The organism is Pseudomonas sp. WMBT8 (assembly GCF_050916005.1).
Lineage (GTDB): Bacteria > Pseudomonadota > Gammaproteobacteria > Pseudomonadales > Pseudomonadaceae > Aquipseudomonas.
This window is the reverse complement of sequence record NZ_CP188096.1, coordinates 2,209,497-2,231,091: the sequence shown is the minus strand read 5'-3', so window position 1 is coordinate 2,231,091 and position 21,595 is coordinate 2,209,497. Positions and strand designations below refer to the sequence as shown.

19 protein-coding genes are annotated in these 21,595 nt (G+C 63.5%); 12 read left to right on the top strand and 7 right to left on the bottom strand.

What is annotated here, in order from left to right:
• Positions 1–4: 4 nt before the first annotated feature.
• From ACO77H_RS10405 to ACO77H_RS10365, 9 genes are all read left to right on the top strand, one after another.
• Positions 5–1,207, top strand: coding sequence for an ABC transporter substrate-binding protein (locus tag ACO77H_RS10405; RefSeq protein ID WP_169956852.1), 1,203 nt, complete (start codon positions 5–7; stop codon positions 1,205–1,207).
• Positions 1,208–1,275: 68 nt separating this feature from the next.
• The gene (locus ACO77H_RS10400) at positions 1,276–2,136 is read left to right on the top strand and encodes a branched-chain amino acid ABC transporter permease (protein WP_169956854.1); all 861 of its coding nucleotides are present in this window, start codon (positions 1,276–1,278) and stop codon (positions 2,134–2,136) included.
• A gap of 1 nt (position 2,137) precedes the next feature.
• Positions 2,138–3,148 (top strand): branched-chain amino acid ABC transporter permease, encoded by a 1,011-nt coding sequence (locus ACO77H_RS10395; protein ID WP_432755405.1) that lies wholly within the window; start codon positions 2,138–2,140, stop codon positions 3,146–3,148.
• A complete protein-coding gene (locus tag ACO77H_RS10390; RefSeq protein ID WP_169956856.1) occupies positions 3,145–3,894 on the top strand; it encodes an ABC transporter ATP-binding protein in 750 nt (249 codons plus the stop codon). Before ACO77H_RS10395 ends, ACO77H_RS10390 begins: the two co-directional genes overlap by 4 nt.
• Positions 3,894–4,589: an ABC transporter ATP-binding protein gene (locus ACO77H_RS10385; protein WP_169956857.1), complete on the top strand. Its 696-nt coding sequence runs from the start codon at positions 3,894–3,896 to the stop codon at positions 4,587–4,589. Before ACO77H_RS10390 ends, ACO77H_RS10385 begins: the two co-directional genes overlap by 1 nt.
• A gap of 13 nt (positions 4,590–4,602) precedes the next feature.
• Positions 4,603–5,874 carry a Zn-dependent hydrolase gene (locus tag ACO77H_RS10380; protein ID WP_169956858.1) on the top strand — a complete coding sequence of 424 codons (1,272 nt, stop codon included), beginning with the start codon at positions 4,603–4,605 and terminating at the stop codon, positions 5,872–5,874.
• Positions 5,871–7,274, top strand: coding sequence for an amidase (locus ACO77H_RS10375; RefSeq protein ID WP_432755404.1), 1,404 nt, complete (start codon positions 5,871–5,873; stop codon positions 7,272–7,274). Before ACO77H_RS10380 ends, ACO77H_RS10375 begins: the two co-directional genes overlap by 4 nt.
• A 956-nt stretch (positions 7,275–8,230) precedes the next feature.
• Positions 8,231–9,094 (top strand): LysR family transcriptional regulator, encoded by an 864-nt coding sequence (locus ACO77H_RS10370; protein ID WP_169956860.1) that lies wholly within the window; start codon positions 8,231–8,233, stop codon positions 9,092–9,094.
• A 50-nt stretch (positions 9,095–9,144) separates the two neighbouring features.
• Positions 9,145–10,149 carry a LacI family DNA-binding transcriptional regulator gene (locus ACO77H_RS10365; protein ID WP_169956861.1) on the top strand — a complete coding sequence of 335 codons (1,005 nt, stop codon included), beginning with the start codon at positions 9,145–9,147 and terminating at the stop codon, positions 10,147–10,149.
• On the opposite strand, the gene ACO77H_RS10360 is transcribed toward ACO77H_RS10365, so the two are convergent.
• The 6 genes from ACO77H_RS10360 to ACO77H_RS10335 form a co-directional block, all read right to left on the bottom strand.
• Complete coding sequence (locus ACO77H_RS10360; protein ID WP_170057868.1) at positions 10,146–10,871, bottom strand: SDR family oxidoreductase; 726 nt, start codon at positions 10,869–10,871, stop codon at positions 10,146–10,148. The two genes, ACO77H_RS10365 and ACO77H_RS10360, sit on opposite strands and share 4 nt — an antisense overlap.
• Positions 10,872–11,008: 137 nt before the next feature.
• Positions 11,009–12,541, bottom strand: coding sequence for an FGGY-family carbohydrate kinase (locus ACO77H_RS10355; RefSeq protein WP_169956884.1), 1,533 nt, complete (start codon positions 12,539–12,541; stop codon positions 11,009–11,011).
• Between the two features lie 2 nt (positions 12,542–12,543).
• On the bottom strand, positions 12,544–13,623 hold the full coding sequence (locus ACO77H_RS10350) for an alcohol dehydrogenase catalytic domain-containing protein (protein WP_170057867.1): 1,080 nt from the start codon (positions 13,621–13,623) through the stop codon (positions 12,544–12,546).
• 73 nt (positions 13,624–13,696) lie between these two features.
• Positions 13,697–14,689 carry an ABC transporter permease gene (locus tag ACO77H_RS10345; RefSeq protein ID WP_169956864.1) on the bottom strand — a complete coding sequence of 331 codons (993 nt, stop codon included), beginning with the start codon at positions 14,687–14,689 and terminating at the stop codon, positions 13,697–13,699.
• Positions 14,655–16,163: a sugar ABC transporter ATP-binding protein gene (locus tag ACO77H_RS10340; RefSeq protein ID WP_169956865.1), complete on the bottom strand. Its 1,509-nt coding sequence runs from the start codon at positions 16,161–16,163 to the stop codon at positions 14,655–14,657. The genes ACO77H_RS10345 and ACO77H_RS10340 overlap by 35 nt, the downstream gene beginning before the upstream one ends.
• Positions 16,164–16,226: 63 nt before the next feature.
• Entirely contained in the window at positions 16,227–17,141 is a 915-nt protein-coding gene (locus ACO77H_RS10335; protein ID WP_169956866.1) for a substrate-binding domain-containing protein, read from the bottom strand.
• A gap of 285 nt (positions 17,142–17,426) precedes the next feature.
• Between ACO77H_RS10335 and ACO77H_RS10330 the strand changes: the two genes are divergently transcribed.
• The gene (locus ACO77H_RS10330) at positions 17,427–18,113 is read left to right on the top strand and encodes a sterol desaturase family protein (protein WP_169956867.1); all 687 of its coding nucleotides are present in this window, start codon (positions 17,427–17,429) and stop codon (positions 18,111–18,113) included.
• Complete coding sequence (locus tag ACO77H_RS10325) at positions 18,110–19,192, top strand: SMP-30/gluconolactonase/LRE family protein (protein WP_432755403.1); 1,083 nt, start codon at positions 18,110–18,112, stop codon at positions 19,190–19,192. Before ACO77H_RS10330 ends, ACO77H_RS10325 begins: the two co-directional genes overlap by 4 nt.
• Before the next feature lie 40 nt (positions 19,193–19,232).
• Here ACO77H_RS10325 and ACO77H_RS10320 read toward each other — a convergent pair whose 3' ends face one another.
• Positions 19,233–20,696, bottom strand: a complete 1,464-nt coding sequence (locus tag ACO77H_RS10320; RefSeq protein ID WP_432755402.1) for a hypothetical protein — start codon at positions 20,694–20,696, stop codon at positions 19,233–19,235.
• A gap of 245 nt (positions 20,697–20,941) precedes the next feature.
• Between ACO77H_RS10320 and ACO77H_RS10315 the strand changes: the two genes are divergently transcribed.
• Positions 20,942–21,592: a histidine phosphatase family protein gene (locus tag ACO77H_RS10315; protein ID WP_432755746.1), complete on the top strand. Its 651-nt coding sequence runs from the start codon at positions 20,942–20,944 to the stop codon at positions 21,590–21,592.
• Positions 21,593–21,595: the final 3 nt, after the last annotated feature.

The following is a 21,595-nucleotide window of genomic DNA, read 5'->3' as shown; positions in this document are numbered from 1 at the left end:
CCCCATGCAGCGTCGTACGTTGTTGAAAGCCAGCCTCACCGCCGCCGCCGCGCTCAGCCTTCCGCTGAGCGTGCGCGGGGCATTCGCCGCCGAACCGTTTACCTTTTACGGCCTCAAGTCCATGTCTGGCGCCTTTGCCAGCTATGGCAAGTTTGCCGACATGGGTTCACGCCTGGCCGTGGCGCAGTACCCCGAGCTCCTCGGGCGCCCACTGAACTACAAGGTGATCGACACCGAAGGCAACGCCGGCAAGGCGGTGCGCAAGGTCCAGGAGGCGATTGGCCAGGACGGCGCGCGGTTCTTCCAGGGCTGCACCCTGTCGTCCTCGGCGCTGGCGGTGGCCAAGGAAGTCGATAAGGTTGGCGGGGTGTTCATGACCCCGGTAGGCGCCGATGAAGTCACCGGCAAGGACTGCAACGGCGCGACCTTCCGCTGGTCGGTGCCCACCTATGGCGCGATCCGCGAAACCCTGGTGCCGCTGATCAAGCTGCTGCCCGAGGCCAAGCGCTGGTACACCATCACCCCCCAATACGTGTTCGGCGAAGCGTTGCTCGAAGGCGCCAAGAGCGTGCTGGCCGAAAGCGGCCTGGAGCACGTGGGCAACAGCTATCACTCATTGCAGGAACAGGAATTTTCCGGCTACCTGACCAACGCCATCGCCGCCCGGCCCGATGTGCTGGTGTTGCTGAATTTCGGCAGCCAGTCCTCCAACACCCTGCGCCAGGCCGTCAACTTCGGTATCAAGGAGCGCATGAAAGTGCTGCTGGTGTGGTCCGCAGGCCTCGACCAGTTCCAGGAACTGGGCAGCGATGTGCTCGAAGGCGTGTACCTCGGCGCGCAGTACTGGCACCAGGTCGACACCCCGCTCAACCGCGAACTGGTCAAGCTGACCCAGGCCAAGTACGGGATCAACCCCACCTACCCGCTGGCCGCCGACTACATCAGCACCAAGGTCATGCTCGACACCATCAAGGCCACCGGCAGCTTCGACGGCCCCACCGTGGCCAAGGCCATGCAGGGCCTGAGCTACGACGGCCCGACCGGCAAGGAAACGATCCGCGCCGGCGACCACCAGGTGATCAAGGATTACTACCTGCTGGTGGGCAAGGCCACGGGCGACATGGCCGACAAGGATGACCTGGCCAAAGTCCTCAGCGCCGGCCAGTCGTTCCCACCGGTAGAAGCCACGGGCTGCAAGCTCGGCTGATCCGCCCACTTTCACCGGTAACACACGACAGGGCCGTTGACCGCGGCCGCCTGTTGGAGGATTCCTGCATGCTCAATCTTTACCTGTTCCAGATTCTCAACGGCCTGGGCCTGGGGATGATCTACTTTCTGATTGCGGTCGGGCTGACGATCATTTTCGGCCTGCTGAACTTCGTCAACTTCGCCCACGGCGCGTTCTTTTTGCTGGGCGCGTACATCTGCTACACCGTCGTCAGCCTCACCGAAAGCTTCTGGCTGGCCCTGCTGATCGCGCCGCTGGTGGTGGCCGCGCTGGCGTGGCTGATCGAGCGATTATTGATCCAGCGCATCTACCACCTGCCGCACATGTTCCAGATCCTCGTGACCCTGGGCATTGCGTTGATCATCCAGGAAGCCAGCGTGATGATCTGGGGCCCGGTGGGCAAGAGCGTCGCCGTGCCGGAACTGCTGCGCGGGGTACTGGTGGTCGGCGACTTCGTGTACCCCTACTACCGCCTGTTTTTGATTGTGTTCTCGGGGCTGGTGGGCCTGGGCCTGTGGCTGCTGCTGGAGCGCACGCGCTTTGGCGCCCTGGTGCGGGCCGGCAGTGAAAGCACCGAGACGGTATCCCTGCTGGGCACCAATATTTTCCGCCTGTTCTCCATGACCTTCGCCCTTGGCGTGGCCCTGGCCGGGATCGCCGGGGTGCTGTTTGCCCCGTTGCGCGGTGCCCAGCCCTTTGTCGGCCCGGAGATCCTCGGCATCGCCTTCGTGGTGGTGGTGATCGGCGGCATGGGTTCGTTCGGCGGCGCCCTGGTGGGCGGCCTGCTGGTGGGCGTGGTGCAGAGCCTGATGACCACCCTGTGGCCCCAAGGCGCGAGCCTGATGATCTACGGCGCCATGGCCGTGGTGATTCTGGTACGCCCTTATGGCCTGTTCGGGAGAGCTTGAGATGAGTGAGAAAAACCCCCTGCCGTTCGCCAAGACCCAATCCAGGGCCATGTTGCTGTGGGTGCTGGCGGTGTTGATCGGCCTGCCGTTGATCCTGCCCTCGGCGACCCTGGCCACCGAGATCTTGATCTTTGCCCTCGCCGCCCTGGCCTGCAACCTGTTGCTGGGCTACACCGGGCTGCTGTCGTTCGGCCAAGGCATCTTCTTCGGCGCCGGTGCCTATTGCGCCGCCTTGCTGATGATCCACCTGCAACTGGGCCTGTTCAGCGCGCTGCTCGGCGCGGCCCTGGTCGGCGGGTTCCTGGCCTTCCTGGTGGGCGCCCTGGCGATCCGCCGCACCGGCATCTACTTCGTGATGCTGACCTTGGCCTTCAGCCAGATGGCCTACTTCCTGGCCTACACCCTGAGCGACTGGACCGGCGGCGACAACGGCCTGCTCAGTGTGCCACGCCCGCAAATCCGCATCGGTGACACGGTGCTGCTGTCCCTGGCCGACGCCCGGGTGTTCTATGGCTTTGTCGCGGTGCTGTTCCTGCTGATCTTTATCGGCGCACGCCGGGTCATCGCGTCACCGTTCGGCAGCACGCTGATGGCGATCCGCGAAAACGAAACCCGCGCCTCGGCCATCGGCTACGACACGCGCCACTTCAAGATCCTGGTGTTTGTGCTGTCTGGCGCGGTCACCGGGATTGCCGGGGCGCTGTACGCCATGCTCCTGCACTTTGTGCCGCTGTCCAATATCGACCTGGTGATGTCGGAGAACATCCTGATCATGACCATCGTCGGCGGCACCGGCTCGCTGTTCGGCTCATTGCTGGGCGCCGGCTCCATTGTGCTGCTGGGGGACTTTCTCTCCGACCTGTGGCCACGCTGGCTGATGCTGCTGGGGGTGATCTTGATCCTGGTGGTGATCTTTATGCGCGGTGGCTTGTGGGGCGGCCTGTCGGCGCTGTTCGAACGTGTGCGTGGCAGCCGCAAGGCCGCCGCCGTGACCAAGGAGGAGCTGCTATGAGCATCCTGTTGGAAACCAAAGACCTGGAACTGGCCTACGGCGCCTTCCATGCCGTCAACGGCGTCAATCTCAAGGTCGAGGCCGGTACTATCCACACCATCATCGGCCCCAACGGTGCCGGCAAGACCAGCCTGTTTCACTGCCTGACCGGCGAGCGCCAGGCCACCGCAGGCGCAATCCACTTCGACGGCCAGAACCTGATGCGCAAACCGGCCCACGGCCGTGTGGGCCTGGGCATGGCCCGTTCGTTCCAGCTCACCAGCCTGTTCCAGAACCTCAGCGTGCGCGAAAACCTGCGCCTGGCCGCCCAGGGCCGTGACGGCGCACGGGCCCTGAACTTCTGGCGGCGGGTGGATAGCCAGCGCGAACACCTGGAGATGGCCGACCAGGTCCTGGAGCGCCTGCAACTCACCGCCCGCGCCGAGACCCTGGCCGGTGAACTGTCCCACGGCCAGCAACGAGTGCTGGAGGTGGGCATGTCGATCTGCTCCAAGCCCAAGCTGTTGATGCTCGACGAGCCCACGTCGGGCATGGGCATCGATGACATCCCGATCATGACCCAACTGATCAGCGACCTGGGCCGTGACCATACGGTGCTGCTGATCGAGCACAACATGAGCATCGTCATGTCCATCAGCCAACGCATCACCGTGATGAGCCACGGGCAGATCCTGGTCGAAGGCACGCCGGAGTTCGTGCGCGCCGACGAGCGCGTACGCACTGCTTACCTGGGAGAGGCCGCCTGATGCTGACCGTCGACAATATCCATTCCTACTACGACAAGAGCCACGTCCTGGAGGGCGTGTCCCTGACCGTCAACCCCGGCGAACTGGTGACCCTGCTCGGCCGTAACGGCGCCGGCAAGACCACCACCCTGCGCAGCATCCTGGGGATTATCTGCCCGCGCCAGGGGCAGATTCACTTCAACGGCAAACCGCTGGTGGGGCAGAAAATCTTTGAAATTGCCCGCCAGGGATTAGCGCTGGTGCCGGAGAACCGCGGGATCTTCCGCCTGCTCACGGTGGAAGAAAACCTGCGCATCGCCGTGCGCAAGACCAGCCGTTGGCAAATGGAGGACGTGTACGCGATGTTCCCGCGCCTCAAGGAGCGGCGCAAAAACGCCGGCCATGCGTTGTCCGGGGGCGAACAACAGATGCTGGCCATCGCCCGCGCCCTGCTCAACGATCCCAAGCTGCTGATCCTCGACGAACCCACCGAAGGCCTGGCCCCGGTGATCGTCGACGAACTGGTGAAGATCCTGCGCAAGATCAAGGAGGACGGCCTGCCGGTGTTGCTGGTGGAGCAGAACCTGTTGGTCTGCGACAAGCTTGCCGACCGCCACTACGTGCTCGAACAGGGCCGCGTGGTCTACGAAGGCAGCGCCGAGGCCTTTCGCGCCGACCCGACGATCAAGAACCGCTACCTGGCCCTGAGTGCCTGACCGGAGACTGCTGATGAATAGTTTTGCGCAACCGCTCAAGAGCAACGCCCCGCTGATCAACCGCGACCGCCTGTGGCAGTCGCTGATGGACCTGGCCCAACTCGGCGCCACGGCCAAGGGCGGCGTGTGCCGCCTGGCCCTGACCGACCTCGACCGCCAGGCCCGCGACCTGTTTGTGCAGTGGTGTACGGCGGCCGGGTGCAGCGTCACTGTGGATGCGATCGGCAATATTTTTGCCCGCCGCGCCGGACTTAACCCGGACCTGCCACCGGTGATGACCGGCAGCCATATCGACACCCAGCCCACCGGCGGCAAGTTCGACGGCTGCTATGGGGTGATGGCCGGCCTGGAAGTGATCCGCACCCTGAATGACTTGCAGATCCAGACCCAAGCGCCGATTGAAGTGGTGGTGTGGACCAACGAAGAAGGCTCGCGCTTCCCGCCGTGCATGATGGGTTCGGGAGTGTTTGCCGGCAAATTCGACCTGCAGGAGACCCTCGACAAACAGGACGAGCAAGGCCTGTCGGTGGGCGCCGAGTTGCAGCGCATTGGCTACGCCGGCCCGCGCGCGGTACTCGGGCACCCGGTGGGCGCCTATTTCGAGGCGCATATCGAGCAGGGCCCGGTGCTGGAAGATCAGGCCATCACCCTTGGCGTGGTCATGGGCTGCCTGGGCCAGAAGTGGTTCGACCTGACGTTCACCGGCGTCGAGGCCCACGCCGGCCCCACGCCCATGCGCCTGCGCAAGGATGCTTTGGTGGGTGCCGCGCAGGTGGTCAGCGCGGTCAACCGCATTGCCCATCAACAGCAACCTCACGCCTGCGGCACGGTCGGCTGCCTGACCCTGCATCCGGGCTCGCGCAACGTGATCCCAGGCCAAGTGCAGATGACCATCGACCTGCGCCACCTGCATGCCGACAAGCTGCAGGCCATGGTCGATGAAGTGCGCCAGGTGATCGAGGCCACAGCCCAGCAGCATGGCTTGAGCTATGAACTGACGCCCACCGCCGACTTCCCGCCGCTGGACTTTCATCCCACCTGCGTCAACGCCGTGCGCGATGCCGCCCAGGTGCTGGGCCTGAGCCACATGGACATTGTCAGCGGCGCCGGGCACGACGCAATTTTTGTCGCTGAACTGGGCCCGGCCGGGATGATTTTTGTGCCGTGCGAAGGCGGCATCAGCCACAACGAAATCGAAAATGCCGCGCCGGATGATTTGGCCGCCGGCTGCGCGGTCTTGCTGCGGGCCATGGTCAATGCAGCCCAGGGAGGTCCCGCAGCATGACTGATATCGCCAACCTGACGGCCGTGCAACTGCTGGCACGCTACCGCGATAAAAGCCTGTCGCCGGTGGAAGTGACCGAAGACACGTTGCTGCGTATCGAGCGCTACAACCCGGTGGTCAACGCGTACTGCCACGTCGACCCCGAGGGCGCCTTGAACGCCGCACGGGCCTCGGAACAGCGCTGGTTCAAGGGCCAACCCTGCGGTGCGCTGGACGGGGTGCCAGCGTCGATCAAGGATTTGACCCTGACGGCAGGCATGCCCACGCGCAAGGGCTCACGCACCTCATCCGCCACCGGGCCGTGGGACGTCGATGCGCCTTTTTCGGCGTTTATGCGCAAGGCCGGTGCAGTGTTGCTGGGCAAGACCACCACCCCGGAATTCGGCTGGAAAGGCGTGACCGACAACCCGCTGTACGGCATCACCCGCAACCCCTGGGACACGCGCACCACGGCCGGTGGTTCGTCCGGCGGCGCGGGCGCGGCGGCGGCGCTGAACCTTGGCGTATTGCACCAGGGCAGCGATGCCGGCGGCTCGATCCGCATTCCCTGCGCCTTTACCGGCACCTTCGGGATCAAGCCGACCTTTGGCTACGTGCCGCAATGGCCGGCCAGCTCGATGACGATCCTCTCGCACCTGGGCCCGATGACCCGCACCGTGGAAGATGCCGTGCTGATGCTACAAACCGTGGCCCAACCGGACGCCCGTGACGGCCTGATCGGCGCGCCGCGCAACACGCCATGGCTCACGCCGGGCACGGACCTCAAGGGCCTGCGCATCGCCTACAGCCCTGATTTTGGCTACGTGGACGTCGACCCGCAGGTGGCCAAGGTGGTCGCGCAGGCAGTCGCGGGCCTGGTGCAACTCGGGGCGCATGTGGAACAGATCGACCCGGGGTTCAGCGACCCGCTGGAGGTGTTCAACACCCTGTGGTTCGCCGGCGCGGCGCGCCTGACCGGGCAGTTTAGCGGCGCCCAGTGCGACCTGCTCGACCCCGGCCTGCTGCGCATTGCGCAACAGGGCGAACGCCTCAGCCTGGGCGACTTCAACGCGGCCCTGGAAGCCCGGGCGGCATTGGTGGCGCGCATGGCGGCGTTCCATGAGCACTACGACCTACTGGTCTCGCCGATGCTGCCGATCACCGCTTTTGACGCCGGGCATAACGTGCCACCGGGCTCTGGGCTGGGCGAATGGATGGAGTGGACGCCGTTCAGCTATCCGTTCAACCTCACCCAGCAGCCGGCGGCCTCGGTGCCGTGCGGGTTGGCGGCCAATGGATTGCCGGTGGGCTTGCATGTGGTGGGTGCGCGGTTTGCCGATGAGCAGGTGTTGCGGGTGTGCCAGGTGTACGCCCAGGCATTCCCGACCCAGCACTTGCAGGCGCCGAAAGACTTGGGTTGATAGCCAGTCTGATGGGGGGGCTGGATTGCCTGCTTGGGGCATGAGTCTCTAGGCAGCTCGCTCTTTTGGGGGGGTGTACATATCCGTTGCTGCGGTCACGGCGGCTATTGGTTCCGCCCTTACGGCGGGTCACTTTCGAAAAGCGCGAAAGTAACCAAAGCGCTTTTGCCCCACCACTCGGTGCCTCGCCTAGGCTCGGCATGCCCGCAGTCAGGCATTGCTCCGTGGGCCCGCCGCGATCGGCCATCCCTGGCCGTGTCGCGGCTACCCCGGCATCCTGCCGGGGTGCCCACTGCGCAATACCTGCCTGCGGCCATCGTGGTTTGACGGGGCGCCTAAGATCAAAAGCCAGATCAAAAGCAGTGCAACAGCAGAGCCAGAGCGCGAAGCTGCATTCCCCTGTAGGAGCGGGCTTGCCTGCGATGGCGGTGTATCAGTCGATGAATCTGTTGGCAGACCTGCCGTCATCGCGGGCAAGCCCGCTCCTACAGGGGTACGTGCACGCTTCGATGATCAGGTCGGCTGTCAGGCCGCCTCGCTTTGCTTGTGATTTTGATCTTAAGCGCCCCGTTAAACCACGCTGGCCGTCATCCGATATTGATTTGGGGGGTAACCCGGCAGGACGCCGGGTTAGCCGCGCTGGGCCATGGATGGCCCATCGCGGCGGCCCCCCAAATCAATGTCGGATGACGGGCACACCGAGCCTAGGCGAGGTGCCGAGTGGTGGGGCAAGAGCCCTCTGCTTACTTTGGGGCTTTTCCAAAGTGAGCCGCCGTAAGGGCGGAACCCTAAGTGGCCATGACCGCAGCAACGGATATGTACACACACCCAAAAGTGCGAGCGGCGTAGAGACTCATGCCGATCGCAGCCAAGCCAGCTCCCACATTGAAGCGCATTTCACAGACTGATCTGCGATTGTCACACTACAATGCCCCTCCACCCCCTCCGGAGCCGACATGGACATCGAACTGGCACGCACTTTCCTCGAAATCACCCGCTGCGGCAGCCTGGCCGCAGCCGCCGAGAAGCTGCACGTCACCCAGACCGCCATCACCGCTCGCGTGCAAAAGCTCGAAAGCCAGCTCGACAGCACCCTGTTTGTGCGCAACCGCGCCGGGGCGCGGTTGACGGCCGATGGCGAGGCGTTTGTGGTGTATGCCAATCAACTGGTGCAAACCTGGGAAGCGGCGCGCCGTGACCTGCCGTTGCCCGAGGGTTATCGCAATGTGTTGCATATCGGCGGCGAAGTCAGCCTGTGCAACCCGTTGATGCTCGGTTGGGCCAAGGCCCTGCGCGAACACATCCCCAGCCATGCGCTGCGCACCGAAGTGCGTGACGGTGAATACCTGTTGCGCCAGCTGGAGTTGGGCGTGCTGGACGCCGCGCTGGTGTTCCAGCCGCAGTACTGGCCGGGGTTGCAGGTGGAGCAGGTGCTGGAGGAAAAACTGATCCTGGTGCGCCTGGCCAGCCGTCCCGATCCCTATGTGTATATCGACTGGGGCCCGGGCTTTCGCCAGCAACACGACGCCGCCCTGCCGGACAAGGCCCGCGCCGCCGTGAGTTTCAACCTCGGGCCGCTGGCCTTGCAGTACATCCTGGAAAATGGCGGCAGCGGTTATTTCCGCACGCGGGTGGTGCAGAGTTACCTTGAAAGCGGGGTGATGGAACGCGTGCCCAAGGCCCCGGAGTTCAGTTTCCCGACTTACCTTGTGTACTCGCGCGAGCGTGATTCGGCGATCCTGCAACAGGCCCTGGTGCTGCTGCGCGGGGTGGTCAAGGCCGAGAGCGATTGGTCACAGCGTTGGGATCCGGTGCTTTGAACCGGTGCCCATGTTAGCCTCCTGATGTTTTCTCCTGGTCCCACCTGCCGATGAACAAGAAAAAATCCGTCACCATCAGCGACATCGCCAAACGGGTCAACATGACCACCATCACGGTGTCGCGGGCGTTGAGCAAACCCGATCTGGTCAAGCCCGCCACCCTGGCGCGGATCCTTGAGGTGGCGCGCGAGCTGGACTACGTGCCCAACGCCTTTGCTCGCGGGCTCAAGCGCAGCGAAAGCCTGATCATCGGCGTGATCACCGCGTCAGTGGACAACCCGTTCTACAGCGAAATGATCAAGGCGATTTCCCGCGAGGCGAAAAAGCACGGCTACACCATCATGCTGGTGGACACCGACGAGCTGGAGGAATTGGAAAGCAAGGCCGTGGACACCCTGCTCGGTTATCGCGTGGCGGGGATCATCCTCTCGCCGGTCTCCGACGAGCCCGACTACCAGCCCGATTACCTGGAGCGCCTGGGCAACGGCAAGACCCCGGTGGTGCTGCTCGACCGCACGATCCACGACAGCCCGTTCAGCCGCGTGGTGCTGGACAACTACCACAGCGGGATCGAGGCCGCGCAGTACCTGTTGCGCCACAACCCCGCGCTCAAGCGCCTGCTGGTGCTGACCGGGCCCGAGCATTCGCGCATCACCGTAGAGCGCCTCAAGGGCCTGCGCGAAGTGCTCGCCGAGCATCCCCAGGTGCAGGTCCAAGTGTGCGCCGGCGACTACACCTTGATGCCCTCCTACCTGCACACCCTCGACTACCTGGCCGCCCACTGCGCGCCGGATGCGATCATGGGCTTCAACCAGTTGATCACCCTGGGCGCCCTGCGCGCCTTGCGCATGCACAATATCCCCCACGACAGCCTGACCATCTGCGGCATCGACCGCCTGCCGTTTGCCGATATCTTCGGCGTGCCGATTGCCTGCGTGGCCCACGATGCGTCGCTGGCCGGCAGCAGTGCGGTGCGCCTGTTGCTCGACCGCCTGCAAGACCCGTACAAACCCCGGGACAAGGTGGTGATCGCCGGCAAGTTGGAGAACGGCTAGCGGCTGGTGTAGCCGCCATCGATCGGCAGGCTGACCCCACTGATCATGCTCGCCGCGTCACTCAACAAAAACAGCACCGGCAACGCCACTTCCCGGGGTTGGGCAAAGCGCCCCAGGGGAATCGCCGCCAGGGCCGGGTCGCGCTTGGCCGGGTCGGCCCAGGCCTGTTGCGCCATGGGCGTGAGGGTCACGGTCGGGTTGACGCTGTTGACCCGGATCCCGAAACGTCCCCATTCGGCACATTGCACACGGGTGATCGCATCCAGGGCGGCCTTGGACGCGCAATAACCCAGATGATCGTCCAGCGCCACCAGCGAGGCCTGGCTGGAGACGTTGACGATACTGCCGGCGATACCTGCCGCAATCATCGCCGCCGCCACCCGGCTGGCGACTTGCGCGGCGGCGCGGGCGTTGACGTTCATCACCTGGTCGAAAGCGGCGCTGCTGATCGCTGCTGCCGGCTCCAGGCGCGAGATCCCGGCGCAATTGACAAGGCCGTGCATCGGCGGCAGGTCCTTGAGGGCCAGGTCCAGGGCGGTGCTGTTGGCGATGTCCAGGCACAGGGTTTCACAGCCCAATAGGGACAGGGCCTGGGCGTCACGGCCGATGGCGCAGACCTGGGCGCCGCTGGCGATCAGTTGCAGGGCGATTTCCCGGCCAATGCCGCTGGTGGCGCCGGTGACGAGGATGCGTTGGTGGGTGAAATCGAAGGTGGTGGTCATCAATGAATATCCCAAAGCAATAGAGAGCCCATGTGGGAGCTGGCTTGCCGGCGATGGCGGCGTGTGCGCCAACACATTGGTGACCGATACACCGCTATCGCAGGCAAGCCAGCTCTCACATTTTGGTCCGTGTTCACTTAACTCGTTTGCAGGCTGTGCATCACCGGCTTGAGTGCCGGATACAGCTTCAGGTAGTCGGCAAACGCCCGGTCATACGCCTGTACATTCTCAGCCCCAGGCTCAGCCCGCAGCTCCAACTGCACCCACCCCTGCGCCATCTGCCCCTCGTCCACCAACCCCACCGCATGCGCCGCCAACAACGCCGCGCCCAGCGCCGCCTCCACTTCCTGGACGATGGTGTACACCGGGTAACGGGTGACATCCGCGATAATCTGCATCCACAAATCCGAATGGCTCGCGCCACCCACCACGATCAGCCGAGGGTCCAGTGAATGGGCGCCGCGCATGCCCGCCTCGATGTTGTGCCGCAGGGCAAAACTCACGCCTTCGAGCACCGCGCGGTACAGGTGGATGCGGCTGTGATACAGGTTCAGGCCAACAAAACTGCCGCTGGCCTGGTCATCCCACACCGGGCTGCGCTCACCCATCAGGTACGGCAAAAACAACAGCCCTTCACTGCCCGCCGGGATCTGGCGCGCGCTCTGTTCCAGCAGCCACAGGCTGTCCTGGCCGGTGTCCCGGGCCTGTTGCTCCTCGGCCTGGCAGAACTGCTCGCGAAACCAGCTCACCGAGGCCCCGGCGGTAATCGCGCCGCCAAAGATGTACAGGTCCTGCTGGCCGTTGTAGACATGGGGCATGCTCACCAGGCCATGCCGGGCATCCACCTGCTGGTTGAGGTAGCCCCAGCACATGCTGGTGCCGATCATCGCCACGTGGTTGCCCGGCTGGGTGACACCGGCCGCCAGGGTCGCCATGGCCGCATCGACGCCCCCGGCCAGCACCGGCATGCCCGCCGCTAGGCCCAGGCGTTGTGCCCATTCCGGCAGCAGGCCGCCCACCACTTCGCCCGAATACAGCAAGCGCTCGGGCATCATCGCCAACGGGATATCCAGCGCCGCCAGCATCTCGGCCGACCAGCCGCGCGCCGCCACGTCGTAGACCCCGCCGATATTGCCGGCGCTGCTGTGATCCACCGCCACCTCACCGGTCAGGCAGTAATTGATGTAGCTGTTGGGCGGCAACAGGTAGCGGGTGTTGGCCCAGACCTCGGGCTGGTGCTGCTTGAGCCAGAGCATTTTGGTGAAACCGTAGTAGCTGTCCAGCGAATTGCCGGTGACCGCGAACAGGCGCTCCAGGTCGACCTGCTCGCGCACCCAGGCCACCTGTTCGCCGGCGCGGCGGTCCATCCAGATCAGGCAGGGGTGCAACGGTTTCATGGCGCCATCCACGGCTATCCCCGAGCCGCCGTACAGGCTGCTGATGCACAGCGCCTTGACCTGTTCTTTGGCGACCCCGGACTTGCCCATGCACTCGGCCACACAGGCCTGAACCGCGTCCAGCCAGACCTGTGGCCATTGCTCGGCCCAGCGCACTTTTGGCGTGTCCACGCGATAGCCCTGGCTGTGCTGGGCGATGATCCGCCCCTCGCCATCCACTAACAGCGCCTTGGTGCTCTGGGTGCCAATGTCCACGCCAATCACGTATTTCATACTCATTGCCCCGGCTTGAGCAGCACCTTGATCGACTTCACCGAGTTGGCCAGGTCGAACGCTTCGGCCCAGTTATCCAGGGGGAAGTCATGGGTGACGATGCCCTTGGACGTCACCAGGCCACGCTCGAACAGGTCGATGGCTACCGGGTAGCAATACGGCCCCAGGTGCGCGCCGCGTACGTCCAGTTCCTTGCGGTCGCCAATGATTGACCAGTCGGCACTGGTCTCGGCGCCGAACACGCTGAACTCGACAAAACGCCCCAGCTTGCGGATCAACTCCAGGCCCTGGGTCACGCCGGCCGGCACGCCGGTGGTCTCGATATACACGTCGCAGCCGTAGTTGTCGGTCAGGCCATTGATGATCGCGCGGGCGTCGTCCCGGGCGGGGTTGATCACTACATCGGCGCCGTATTTTTTCGCCAACGCCAGGCGTTCGTCGACCATGTCGATCACCACCAGTTTTTTCGGGGTCTTCAGCGCGGCCACCTGCACCATGCACAGGCCCAGGGTACCGGCGCCGGCAATCACCACCACGTCATCGAGTTGCAGGTCGCCACGGTTGACCGTATGGATCGCGCAGGCCATGGGCTCGATCAACGCCGAATCCTCCAGGGACACCGCCTCGGGAATCTTGTGCACGATGGCGGTCTTGGGGATGCGCATGTACTGGGCCATGCCGCCTTCGGCCACTTCGCGCTGGAAGCCGAAGATGTTGTGCACCTCGCACATCCAGTACTTGCCGGACTTGCAGAAGCGGCACTTGCCACAGGGCACGATCTGCTCGGCGATCACCTTGTCGCCGACCTTGACCTCGAAGTGTTCCTCGGCGCCCTCGCCCACTTGCTCCACATAGCCGAAAAACTCATGCCCCGGCACCACCGGCGCCTTGACCCACGGGTTGTCGCCGCCCCAGAACATCGCCGCGCCCGAGTGGCATTTGCAGTCACTGGCGCAGATCCCGCAGGCGGCAATGCGGATCACCAGTTCATTGGGCCGCGCCTGGGGTTTGCTGATGCGCTCCAGGCGGTAGTCTTTGGGGCCGTGGCAGACGACGGCTTGCATTTGGCTGTGCTTTTCCATGAGGTACTGACCTTTATTGAAGATGAGAGAGCCCGTCGCGGCCACGGCGGCCGCGTTGAGGTACTGCGTTTTTTTACTTGTGGCGCTGACGGCTGATAAAGATCGCCAGCAAAATAATTGCGCCCTTGATCACGCTCTGCACATAGGGCGAGACCCCGAGCATGTTCAGGCCATTGTTCAACACGCCCAGGAGCATGGCGCCAAGCAAGGTGCCGACAATCACCCCGCGCCCACCGGCAATCGAGGCACCGCCCAGGACCACCGCGGCAATCGCATCCAGCTCAAAACCGATGCCGGCGTTGGGCTGGCCGCTCATCAGGCGTGAGGTCAGCACCAGCCCGGCAATCGCTGCGGTCAAGCCGCTGATGCCATACACCAGCAATTTGAAACGCGCCGCGCGCACCCCGGACAGGCGCACCGCTTCTTCGTTGCCGCCAATGGCGTAGATGTAGCGACCGATGCGCGTGTGTTGCAGCAGCACATAGGCCACGAGGTAGGTGACCAGCATGATCAGGATCGGCACCTGGATCCCCAGCAGGCTGGCGCGACCAAAGAAGCCGAACCACTCCGGCAGCCCGGAAATCGGGTAGCCATCGGTGTACATCAGGCCAAAACCCCGGGCGATGCCCATGGTCGCCAGGGTGACGATGATCGGCGGCATATGCAGGTACGCCACGAACAACCCGTTGCCGATACCAAACGCCACGCCAATCAGCAGCCCGGCGCCAATCGCCAGGCCCGGCGGCAGGCCCGCGACCATCAGCCCGGCGGTCAAGGTGCCGGACAAGGCCATCACCGGCCCCACCGACAAGTCGATGCCACCGGTGAGGATCACGCAGGTCATGCCCACCGCGATGATCGCGTTGATCGACACCTGGCGGGCGATGTTGGACAGGTTGCTGGCGGTGAGGAAGTTGTCGCTGGCCACGATCATCACCGCCGTGACCAGCAACAGCCCGATAAACGGATAAAACGCCGGCGAGCGCACCAGCCGCGCCAGGTTCGGGCGTAGCCCCTGGGTGCCTGCGCGGTTAATGGACGTATTCACTTGAGCCCCCTGTTGCATGGCGCATGACCTCTTGTGGGTTGACGGCAGACGCTTCCAGTACCTTGACGATGGCGCCCTTGTGGAACACGGCGACGCGGTCGCACATGCCGATGATTTCCGGCAGTTCGGAGGAAATCATGATGATTGCGTAGCCTTGCTCGGTGAGTTTGCGCATCAGCGCGTAGATCTGCGCCTTGGCGCCGACGTCGATGCCACGGGTGGGTTCGTCGAACACCAGCACGTCGCAGTGATGGTTGATCCAGCGCGCGATCACCACTTTTTGCTGGTTGCCGCCACTGAGGTTGAATACCCGGCTTTCGCCGCTCGGCGCCTTGATCGACAGCTGCTGCATCAGCTCATCGACACTGGCGCACTCCTTGCCCTTGTCGATCAGGCCGCTGGCGCCCTGGTACTTGTGCAGGTTGTTGATGGAGATGTTTTCACGAATGCTGAAATCGGTGATCAGGCCCTCGCTCTTGCGGCTTTCCGGCAACAGGCCGATCCCATGGGCCAGGGCCTGGGCCGGGTCGTCGAGGCTGACCTTTACCCCGCGCAGCCAGACGTCCTTGGTCACCGACGCCAGCGCGCCCATCATGCCCAGGGCCAGCTCGGTGCGGCCCGAGCCGACCAGCCCGGCAAAACCGAGGATCTCGCCCTGGTGCAGTTGGAAGCTATTGTGCGGGCCATTGCGCTTGAGCTGGATGTCCTTGACCTCCAGCAGCAACGGCCCGCGCTCGGTGCTGGGTTTGGCTGGGAAACTGCACTCCAGGCGCCGGCCGACCATCATTTCCACCAGGCGGTCGATGTCGCTGTCGGCCACGTCGGTGACGCCGGCATTGCCGCCGTCGCGCAACACGCTGATGCGGTCGCACACCTGGAAAATTTCTTCCAGGTGATGGGAGATGAAAATCACCGCCACACCCTGGCGCTTGAGTTCGCGCATGATCTCGAACAGCAGTTCGGCCTCGCTTGGCGTGAGGGTCGCGGTGGGTTCATCGAGCACCAGCAGCCGCGCATCCAGGGCCAGGGCCTTGGCGATCTCGACAAACTGCTGCTCGGCCACGCTCAGGTGCTTGACCGGGCATTGCAGGTCGATGCTCACCCCAAGCCGTTGGAACAATGCCTGGGCGGCTTGCTGCATATCGCGCTTGCGCAGCAGGCCGAAGCGGTTGTTCAGTTCATGGCCGAGGAAGATGTTTTCTACCGCCGTGAGGTAGGGAATCAGGCTGAACTCCTGGAACACAATGCCGATGCCGGCGGCAATCGCATCACGATAGGTCGCGAACTGCTGCGCCTGGCCATCGATCAGGATGCGCCCTTCGTCCTGGTGCTCGACCCCGCCGAGGATTTTCATCAGGGTCGATTTACCCGCGCCATTTTCCCCGAGCAAGGCATGAATTTCGCCACGCTCCACTTGCAGGTTGATGGACTTGAGGGCCTGCACCCCGGGGTAGCGTTTACAGATGTTTTCCAGTTGCAAAAGACTGCTCATGCCGCCGACCTCTCGTTCAGAAGGGAGCCCCGCGCCCCACGATTGACGCGGGGCGTGGACGGTTTACCAGCTGAAGTCCTTGGCCTTGGCCTGGTCGATCAGGGCGATATCCACCGGGATACTGGCCGGCACATGGGAGCCCCACTTCTTGGCCAGGGCAATGCCCAGGGCCAGGCGGATCTGGTCGCGCGGGTACTGCGCCGAGGTGGCGATGAACTTGCTGCCCGGCTTGAGGATGGCCTTGATCGCTTCCGGCGCACCATCGACGCTGACCAGCTTGACGTCCATGCCGCTGGCCTCGATGGCCGACAGTGCGCCGAGGGAGCCGTTGTCATTGACGCTGAAAATCCCCTTGAGGGTGGGCTGGGCCTGGAGCATGTTTTCGGTGACGGTCAGCGCCTGGTCACGCTCTTGCTTGCCGTTCTGGATGCTGACGATCTTGATATCCGGATGCTTGGCCACGGCCTCCTTGCAGCCGCGGACCCGCTCCAGGATCGGCACCACGGCAATGCCGTCGAGGATCGCGATATTGCCTTTGTCACCGATGTTCTTGGCCAGGTATTCACAGGCCTGGAAACCGGCGTCGAAGTTCTTTGAGCCGACGAAGGAATCCAGCGGGCCATCGGCCTGGGCATCCACCGCCACCACCACGACACCTGCTGCGTGGGCCGACTTGACGGCGGACTGCACGCCAACCGAATCCGTGGGGTTGATCAGCAGGATGTCGATGCCCTTTTGCAGCATGTCCTCGACGTCACTGACCTGCTTAGACACATCGTGGCGGGCATCGGTGATGATCAATTGCGCACCGATGGTCGCCGCCGCTTCTTGCAGGGCGTCTTTCATGGTGACGAAGTACGGGTTGTTGATTTCCTGGAAGGATGCGCCGATGCGCATGGGGGCAGGTTTGGTGTCGGCCAGGGCGACGGTGGAGATGCTTAAAGCCAACAAACACAGGGTTTTGCGAAGCATTTTCATGGCATGGGTCTCTGTTTTGTTTTTATTTTTAGAGCAAATGTTATCGTTAACATTTTGCCAGAAGCTAACAAGGAAATGAGGCTGGCGCAAGCCCCTTGCGCTTTCCCTGTAGGAGCCGGCTTGCCGGCGATGGTCTTTCACGATGACGGGGTATTAGTTGACGCTGCGGGTGTTCTGGCTGGCGCCATCGCCGGCAAGCCGACCCCTGCAGGGGCAAGCTCAGTTCGCAAAATCGGCAGGCCGGGCTAAGCTCACTCACCAATAAAAAATACAACAGGCTGCGCCATGACCCATCCCACCGAGGCCTTTCGCCACCGCTACCGTGCCGCGGTCCACCCGCGCTACAACCCGTGGCTGCATGCCGGTTTTGTGCTGATCTACGGTTTGTCCTGCATCCTCCTGGCCTGGGGCAGCACCCAGCACATCCAGGCCTGGGAATGGCTGACCATTCCCCTGACACTGGTGTTTTTCAATCTGTGCATCTACCTCGTCCACCGTCACCTCGGCCATCATAAACACGGCCTCGCCAAGCTGTTCTATGCGCGCCATACCGGCGACCACCACAGCTTTTTCACCCCCGGCCATATGACCTATGACAGCCCCAGGGATTGGCGGGTGATCCTGTTTCCGGCCTGGTTGATCGTCCTCCACAGCCTGGCCATCACCCTCCCCGCCTGGTGGCTGCTCAAGCAGTTCAACCCCAACGTCGCCGGGTTGTTCGCCGGGTGCATGATCCTCGGTTACCTGCTCTACGAAACCTTCCACGCCTGCGAGCACCTGCCTGCCGCGCATCCCCTGGCCCGCTTGCCGTGGATCCGGCACATGCACCAGTTGCACGCACTGCATCACCGCCGTGAGTTGATGCAAGGGCGCAACTTCAACATCGTGCTGCCGCTGATGGACTATCTGTTCGGCACGTTGCACTGGGAGCCCGCCACACCCTCCTCCAAAGACCCGCGGGAAGCACCATGAGCCAAACAATCCGTCATCTGCTGTTGCTGGTGTTGATCCTTGTCGCCGCCTTTTTGCTGCTGATGCCCACCGAGGTGCAGCCAGTCAATTGGGCTGCGCCCAAGGCGCCATCCATGCGGGATGGGCCCTACAGCGAAAACCAGCGCCTGAAGGATGTCCAGCGGGTTGGCGCCCAGGGCATCGCCGGGCCCGAGGCGTTGCTGGTGGATGCCCAGGGTTTACTGGTTACCGGCCTGCATGACGGGCGAATCATCCGCACCGCGCCAGACAGCAACACCCTGGACGTGCTGGTCAACACCGGCGGCCGCCCGCTGGGCCTGGCGCAGCATCCGGACGGGCGCCTGATCATTGCCGATGGGGTCAAGGGCCTGCTGGCATTGGACGGCCAGCGCCAACTGAGCACCCTGAGCACCAGTGCCAATGGCCTGCCCTTCGGCTTTACCGATGATGTAACGGTGGATGCTGCCGGGCGCTACGCCTACTTCAGCGACGCGTCGAGCCGCTGGGGCTATGGCCAGGATGGTGAAGCGGTGATCGAGCACGGGGGCGATGGCCGGTTGTTGCGTTATGACTTCAGCAACGGCCAGACCGAGGTGCTGCTGGACCACCTGCAATTTGCCAACGGCGTGGCGCTGGGGCCGGATGAAAGCTATGTGCTGGTCAATGAAACCGGGGCCTATCGCATCAGCCGCTTTTGGCTCAAGGGCGACAAGGCTGGCACCCACGGTCTGTTTATCGACAACCTGCCGGGGCTGCCGGACAACCTCACCTTCAACGGCCGGGATCGGTTCTGGGTGGCGCTGTATTCGCCGCGTAACCCCCTGCTCGATGGCTTGGCCGGTTACCCCGCGATACGCAAGATGATGGTGCGGGCGCTGATGGTGGTGCCCAAGCCCATCGAGCGCAAAGCCTTTGTGCTGGGGTTGGATGTGCATGGCCAGGTGGTCGCCAACCTGCAGGATGGTAGCGCGGGCAACTACTCACCCATTACCAGCGCCCGCGAACACGGTGAATGGCTGTACCTGGGCTCGCTGAAGAACACCAGCATGGCCCGCTTGCCGCTGAAACTGGCCCTGTAGAAGCTGGCTTGCCGGCGGGCGCCGGCAAGCCGCTTTCTGGTTAGCGCACGATGGTCTGGCTGCAGATATGCCCCAGGCTTACGTACTGCGTGATATTGCCGCCTACACCAACACCCGGGAACTCCTTGAGCTCGATGCGCCAGCCGCCCATGTTGAACCAGGTCCGCCAGTTGTACGTCTGGCCGGACGAGCTGTCCGGGTAGACCACATTCAGATCGCCGGAGCAGGTGCCCAGGTCGACGTTGCCGGAGCCTGCGCCGGTGATACCGGTCTTGGCCTCGTAGTCGACCCAGTGGTAGTTGATGGTGTTATCGAAGCGTTTGTCGACCCGCAGTACCGGGGTCACGCCGCGCAGCGGCTCACCGGTGCTGTCCGACCATTGGGTGCTCCAGCTCAGGCTACGGGAGGCCTGGGTGGCCAGTTGCATGATCGAACTGGGAATGCGCACCACGTTGTCGCCATTCACATTGTTCTGGTTCAGTCGTGGTGCCGAGCCAAAGGACAAGATGTATCTCGCCTGCGGGTTGAGCGCCACTGCCGGGTTGGCCCGCACCCGCACCTTGACGGTGTAGCCAGGCGTGAGGTTGGGGTACGTGGAGGTGTTGTTTGGCTGGATCACCACCCAGTTATTGCCATCGAAGCGCTCGAAAATCCACTGGTTGCGGGTGCCCGCGCCGTCATCGCCAAGGAACATGCCCACGCCCTGGCCGCGCAGCGCGGTGAAGTCGAAGTAATCGACATCGTTGACGCTGTCGAGGTTGCCGGCCACCTGGTTCAGCGCGTCTGGCAAGGCGAACGCGGTTTGCGCGGTGTCGTTGGGCTCGAAGGCGTCGATGTTGCTGTCCACCGCCACGCCAAAACTGAACTGCGAATTGCTCGCGGTGTTGGCCACCATGTACCAGTAGTAATCGCCGGCAGGCATCACGCCGTTGAGGTATTCATCGGCGCTGCCGGCGTTATCAGAGGTGCCCGCCAGCGTCAGGTTACCCTGGCCGTCGTCATGGAACAGGCTCAACGACATATCGGTACCGGCGCTCTGGTTCAGCAGCTGAACCTGGATGCGCGCGCTTTGCGCGAGGTTGAAGTGGTAGGCCACTTGCGCCCCGGTTTCCACACCGCTGACGGTGTACAGGGTGTTGATATCCAGGGTTGGGAACAAGGGAGTGAAAGCGGCAATCGCTGCACCTTGCAACTGCTTCTCGCCAGGTTTTTTCAGCTCATCAACCCGCGTGTCCACCGGCGCGCTGCTGGCTGCGGCCTTGCTTGCCAGCGCCTTGGCCTTGCCCGCCTTGGCCGCCTTGAGTTTTTGCGTAAGTTCGGCCGAAAGCTTCGAGGACTCAACCTTGCCCCCCACTTTGAGCGCCTGGTCCACCGCTTGCTTGACCGCCTGGGCGGACAGTTTGGCGGGGGCTTGCGAAGGGTACTGCTCGGCCAGGGCAAAGGCCGAAACGAAGCAGGAGGCCGCCATGGCCGCGCCCAGCATAAAGGCTTTTTTCGATTTCATTTTTTATCCATCCATAGTTAAAAAATTGTGGCGTCGGTGCGCGGTGAAATCCGTTCACCTGGGATGGACTGTAGGATATGACTGTATATATGTACAGTATTTTTTAAGATGAATGTGCGAAAGACCGTCACCGCCAAGGCAATTTTTTCACATCGATTTCACTGGCCGACCACGCCCCTGCCCCTACATTGCCCGGCAACACAAACAGCTGTACCTCAGGTGCCAGGGTGAAGAGCGTGGTTGAAATGAATTGCCCGGATGAACGCCGGGCGAAAACCCTCAAGCAGTCAGGGCTGCGTTTCGGTGCGCTGATCGCCCTGAGCCTTGTAGTGATGGGCGCCATGCTCTGGCCCACCACGCCGCAGAACCTGGGCGTCGACAATCGCCTGGTCACTTCCGGGGCCCTGGCAGCCTGGCGCAGTGGCAACCTGATCGTGCTGGTGCGCCATGAAGAACGCTGCGACCGCTCCAGCAATCCGTGCCAGGGCCCTGTCGATGGCTTGACCCGCCCCGGCAGTGTCTCGGCAGTGGCGGTGGGTAGCGCATTCCATACCCTGGGCATGTCCCACAGCGATGTGTTGAGCAGCCCCACCACGCGTACCGTGCAAACTTCGCAGTTCATGTTCGGCGACGTCCACGTGTTACCCGACCGCTTGACCTTGTGTGGCACCGCCCTCGCGCATGACCTGCCGGCACGCAAGATTGCCGGGCGCAACCTGTTGCTGGTCACCCATAGCGAATGCATCGGCGACCTGGAGCGGGTGCTGGGCTACCCCCACGCCGACGGTGCCGAATACGGCAGCTCGCTGTTTGTCCGGGTCGGCACCAACGGCAAACTCAAGGTACTGGGCGTCTTGAACAGCCAGGACTGGGCCGCCGCCCTTGGCCACCTCTAGCGG

Excerpts from the sequence above, each read along its gene's own strand:
- ACO77H_RS10395 (WP_432755405.1), top strand. The coding sequence starts at position 2,138 with ATGAGTGAGAAAAACCCCCTGCCGTTCGCCAAGACCCAATCCAGGGCC.
- ACO77H_RS10325 (WP_432755403.1), top strand. The coding sequence starts at position 18,110 with ATGAGCCAAACAATCCGTCATCTGCTGTTGCTGGTGTTGATCCTTGTC.
- ACO77H_RS10365 (WP_169956861.1), top strand. The coding sequence starts at position 9,145 with ATGAACAAGAAAAAATCCGTCACCATCAGCGACATCGCCAAACGGGTC.
- ACO77H_RS10320 (WP_432755402.1), bottom strand. The coding sequence starts at position 20,696 with ATGAAATCGAAAAAAGCCTTTATGCTGGGCGCGGCCATGGCGGCCTCC.
- ACO77H_RS10360 (WP_170057868.1), bottom strand. The coding sequence starts at position 10,871 with ATGACCACCACCTTCGATTTCACCCACCAACGCATCCTCGTCACCGGC.
- ACO77H_RS10340 (WP_169956865.1), bottom strand. The coding sequence starts at position 16,163 with ATGAGCAGTCTTTTGCAACTGGAAAACATCTGTAAACGCTACCCCGGG.
- ACO77H_RS10400 (WP_169956854.1), top strand. The coding sequence starts at position 1,276 with ATGCTCAATCTTTACCTGTTCCAGATTCTCAACGGCCTGGGCCTGGGG.
- ACO77H_RS10370 (WP_169956860.1), top strand. The coding sequence starts at position 8,231 with ATGGACATCGAACTGGCACGCACTTTCCTCGAAATCACCCGCTGCGGC.
- ACO77H_RS10335 (WP_169956866.1), bottom strand. The coding sequence starts at position 17,141 with ATGAAAATGCTTCGCAAAACCCTGTGTTTGTTGGCTTTAAGCATCTCC.
- ACO77H_RS10315 (WP_432755746.1), top strand. The coding sequence starts at position 20,942 with ATGAATTGCCCGGATGAACGCCGGGCGAAAACCCTCAAGCAGTCAGGG.
- ACO77H_RS10345 (WP_169956864.1), bottom strand. The coding sequence starts at position 14,689 with ATGCAACAGGGGGCTCAAGTGAATACGTCCATTAACCGCGCAGGCACC.
- ACO77H_RS10330 (WP_169956867.1), top strand. The coding sequence starts at position 17,427 with ATGACCCATCCCACCGAGGCCTTTCGCCACCGCTACCGTGCCGCGGTC.
- ACO77H_RS10390 (WP_169956856.1), top strand. The coding sequence starts at position 3,145 with ATGAGCATCCTGTTGGAAACCAAAGACCTGGAACTGGCCTACGGCGCC.
- ACO77H_RS10350 (WP_170057867.1), bottom strand. The coding sequence starts at position 13,623 with ATGGAAAAGCACAGCCAAATGCAAGCCGTCGTCTGCCACGGCCCCAAA.
- ACO77H_RS10355 (WP_169956884.1), bottom strand. The coding sequence starts at position 12,541 with ATGAAATACGTGATTGGCGTGGACATTGGCACCCAGAGCACCAAGGCG.
- ACO77H_RS10405 (WP_169956852.1), top strand. The coding sequence starts at position 5 with ATGCAGCGTCGTACGTTGTTGAAAGCCAGCCTCACCGCCGCCGCCGCG.
- ACO77H_RS10375 (WP_432755404.1), top strand. The coding sequence starts at position 5,871 with ATGACTGATATCGCCAACCTGACGGCCGTGCAACTGCTGGCACGCTAC.
- ACO77H_RS10380 (WP_169956858.1), top strand. The coding sequence starts at position 4,603 with ATGAATAGTTTTGCGCAACCGCTCAAGAGCAACGCCCCGCTGATCAAC.
- ACO77H_RS10385 (WP_169956857.1), top strand. The coding sequence starts at position 3,894 with ATGCTGACCGTCGACAATATCCATTCCTACTACGACAAGAGCCACGTC.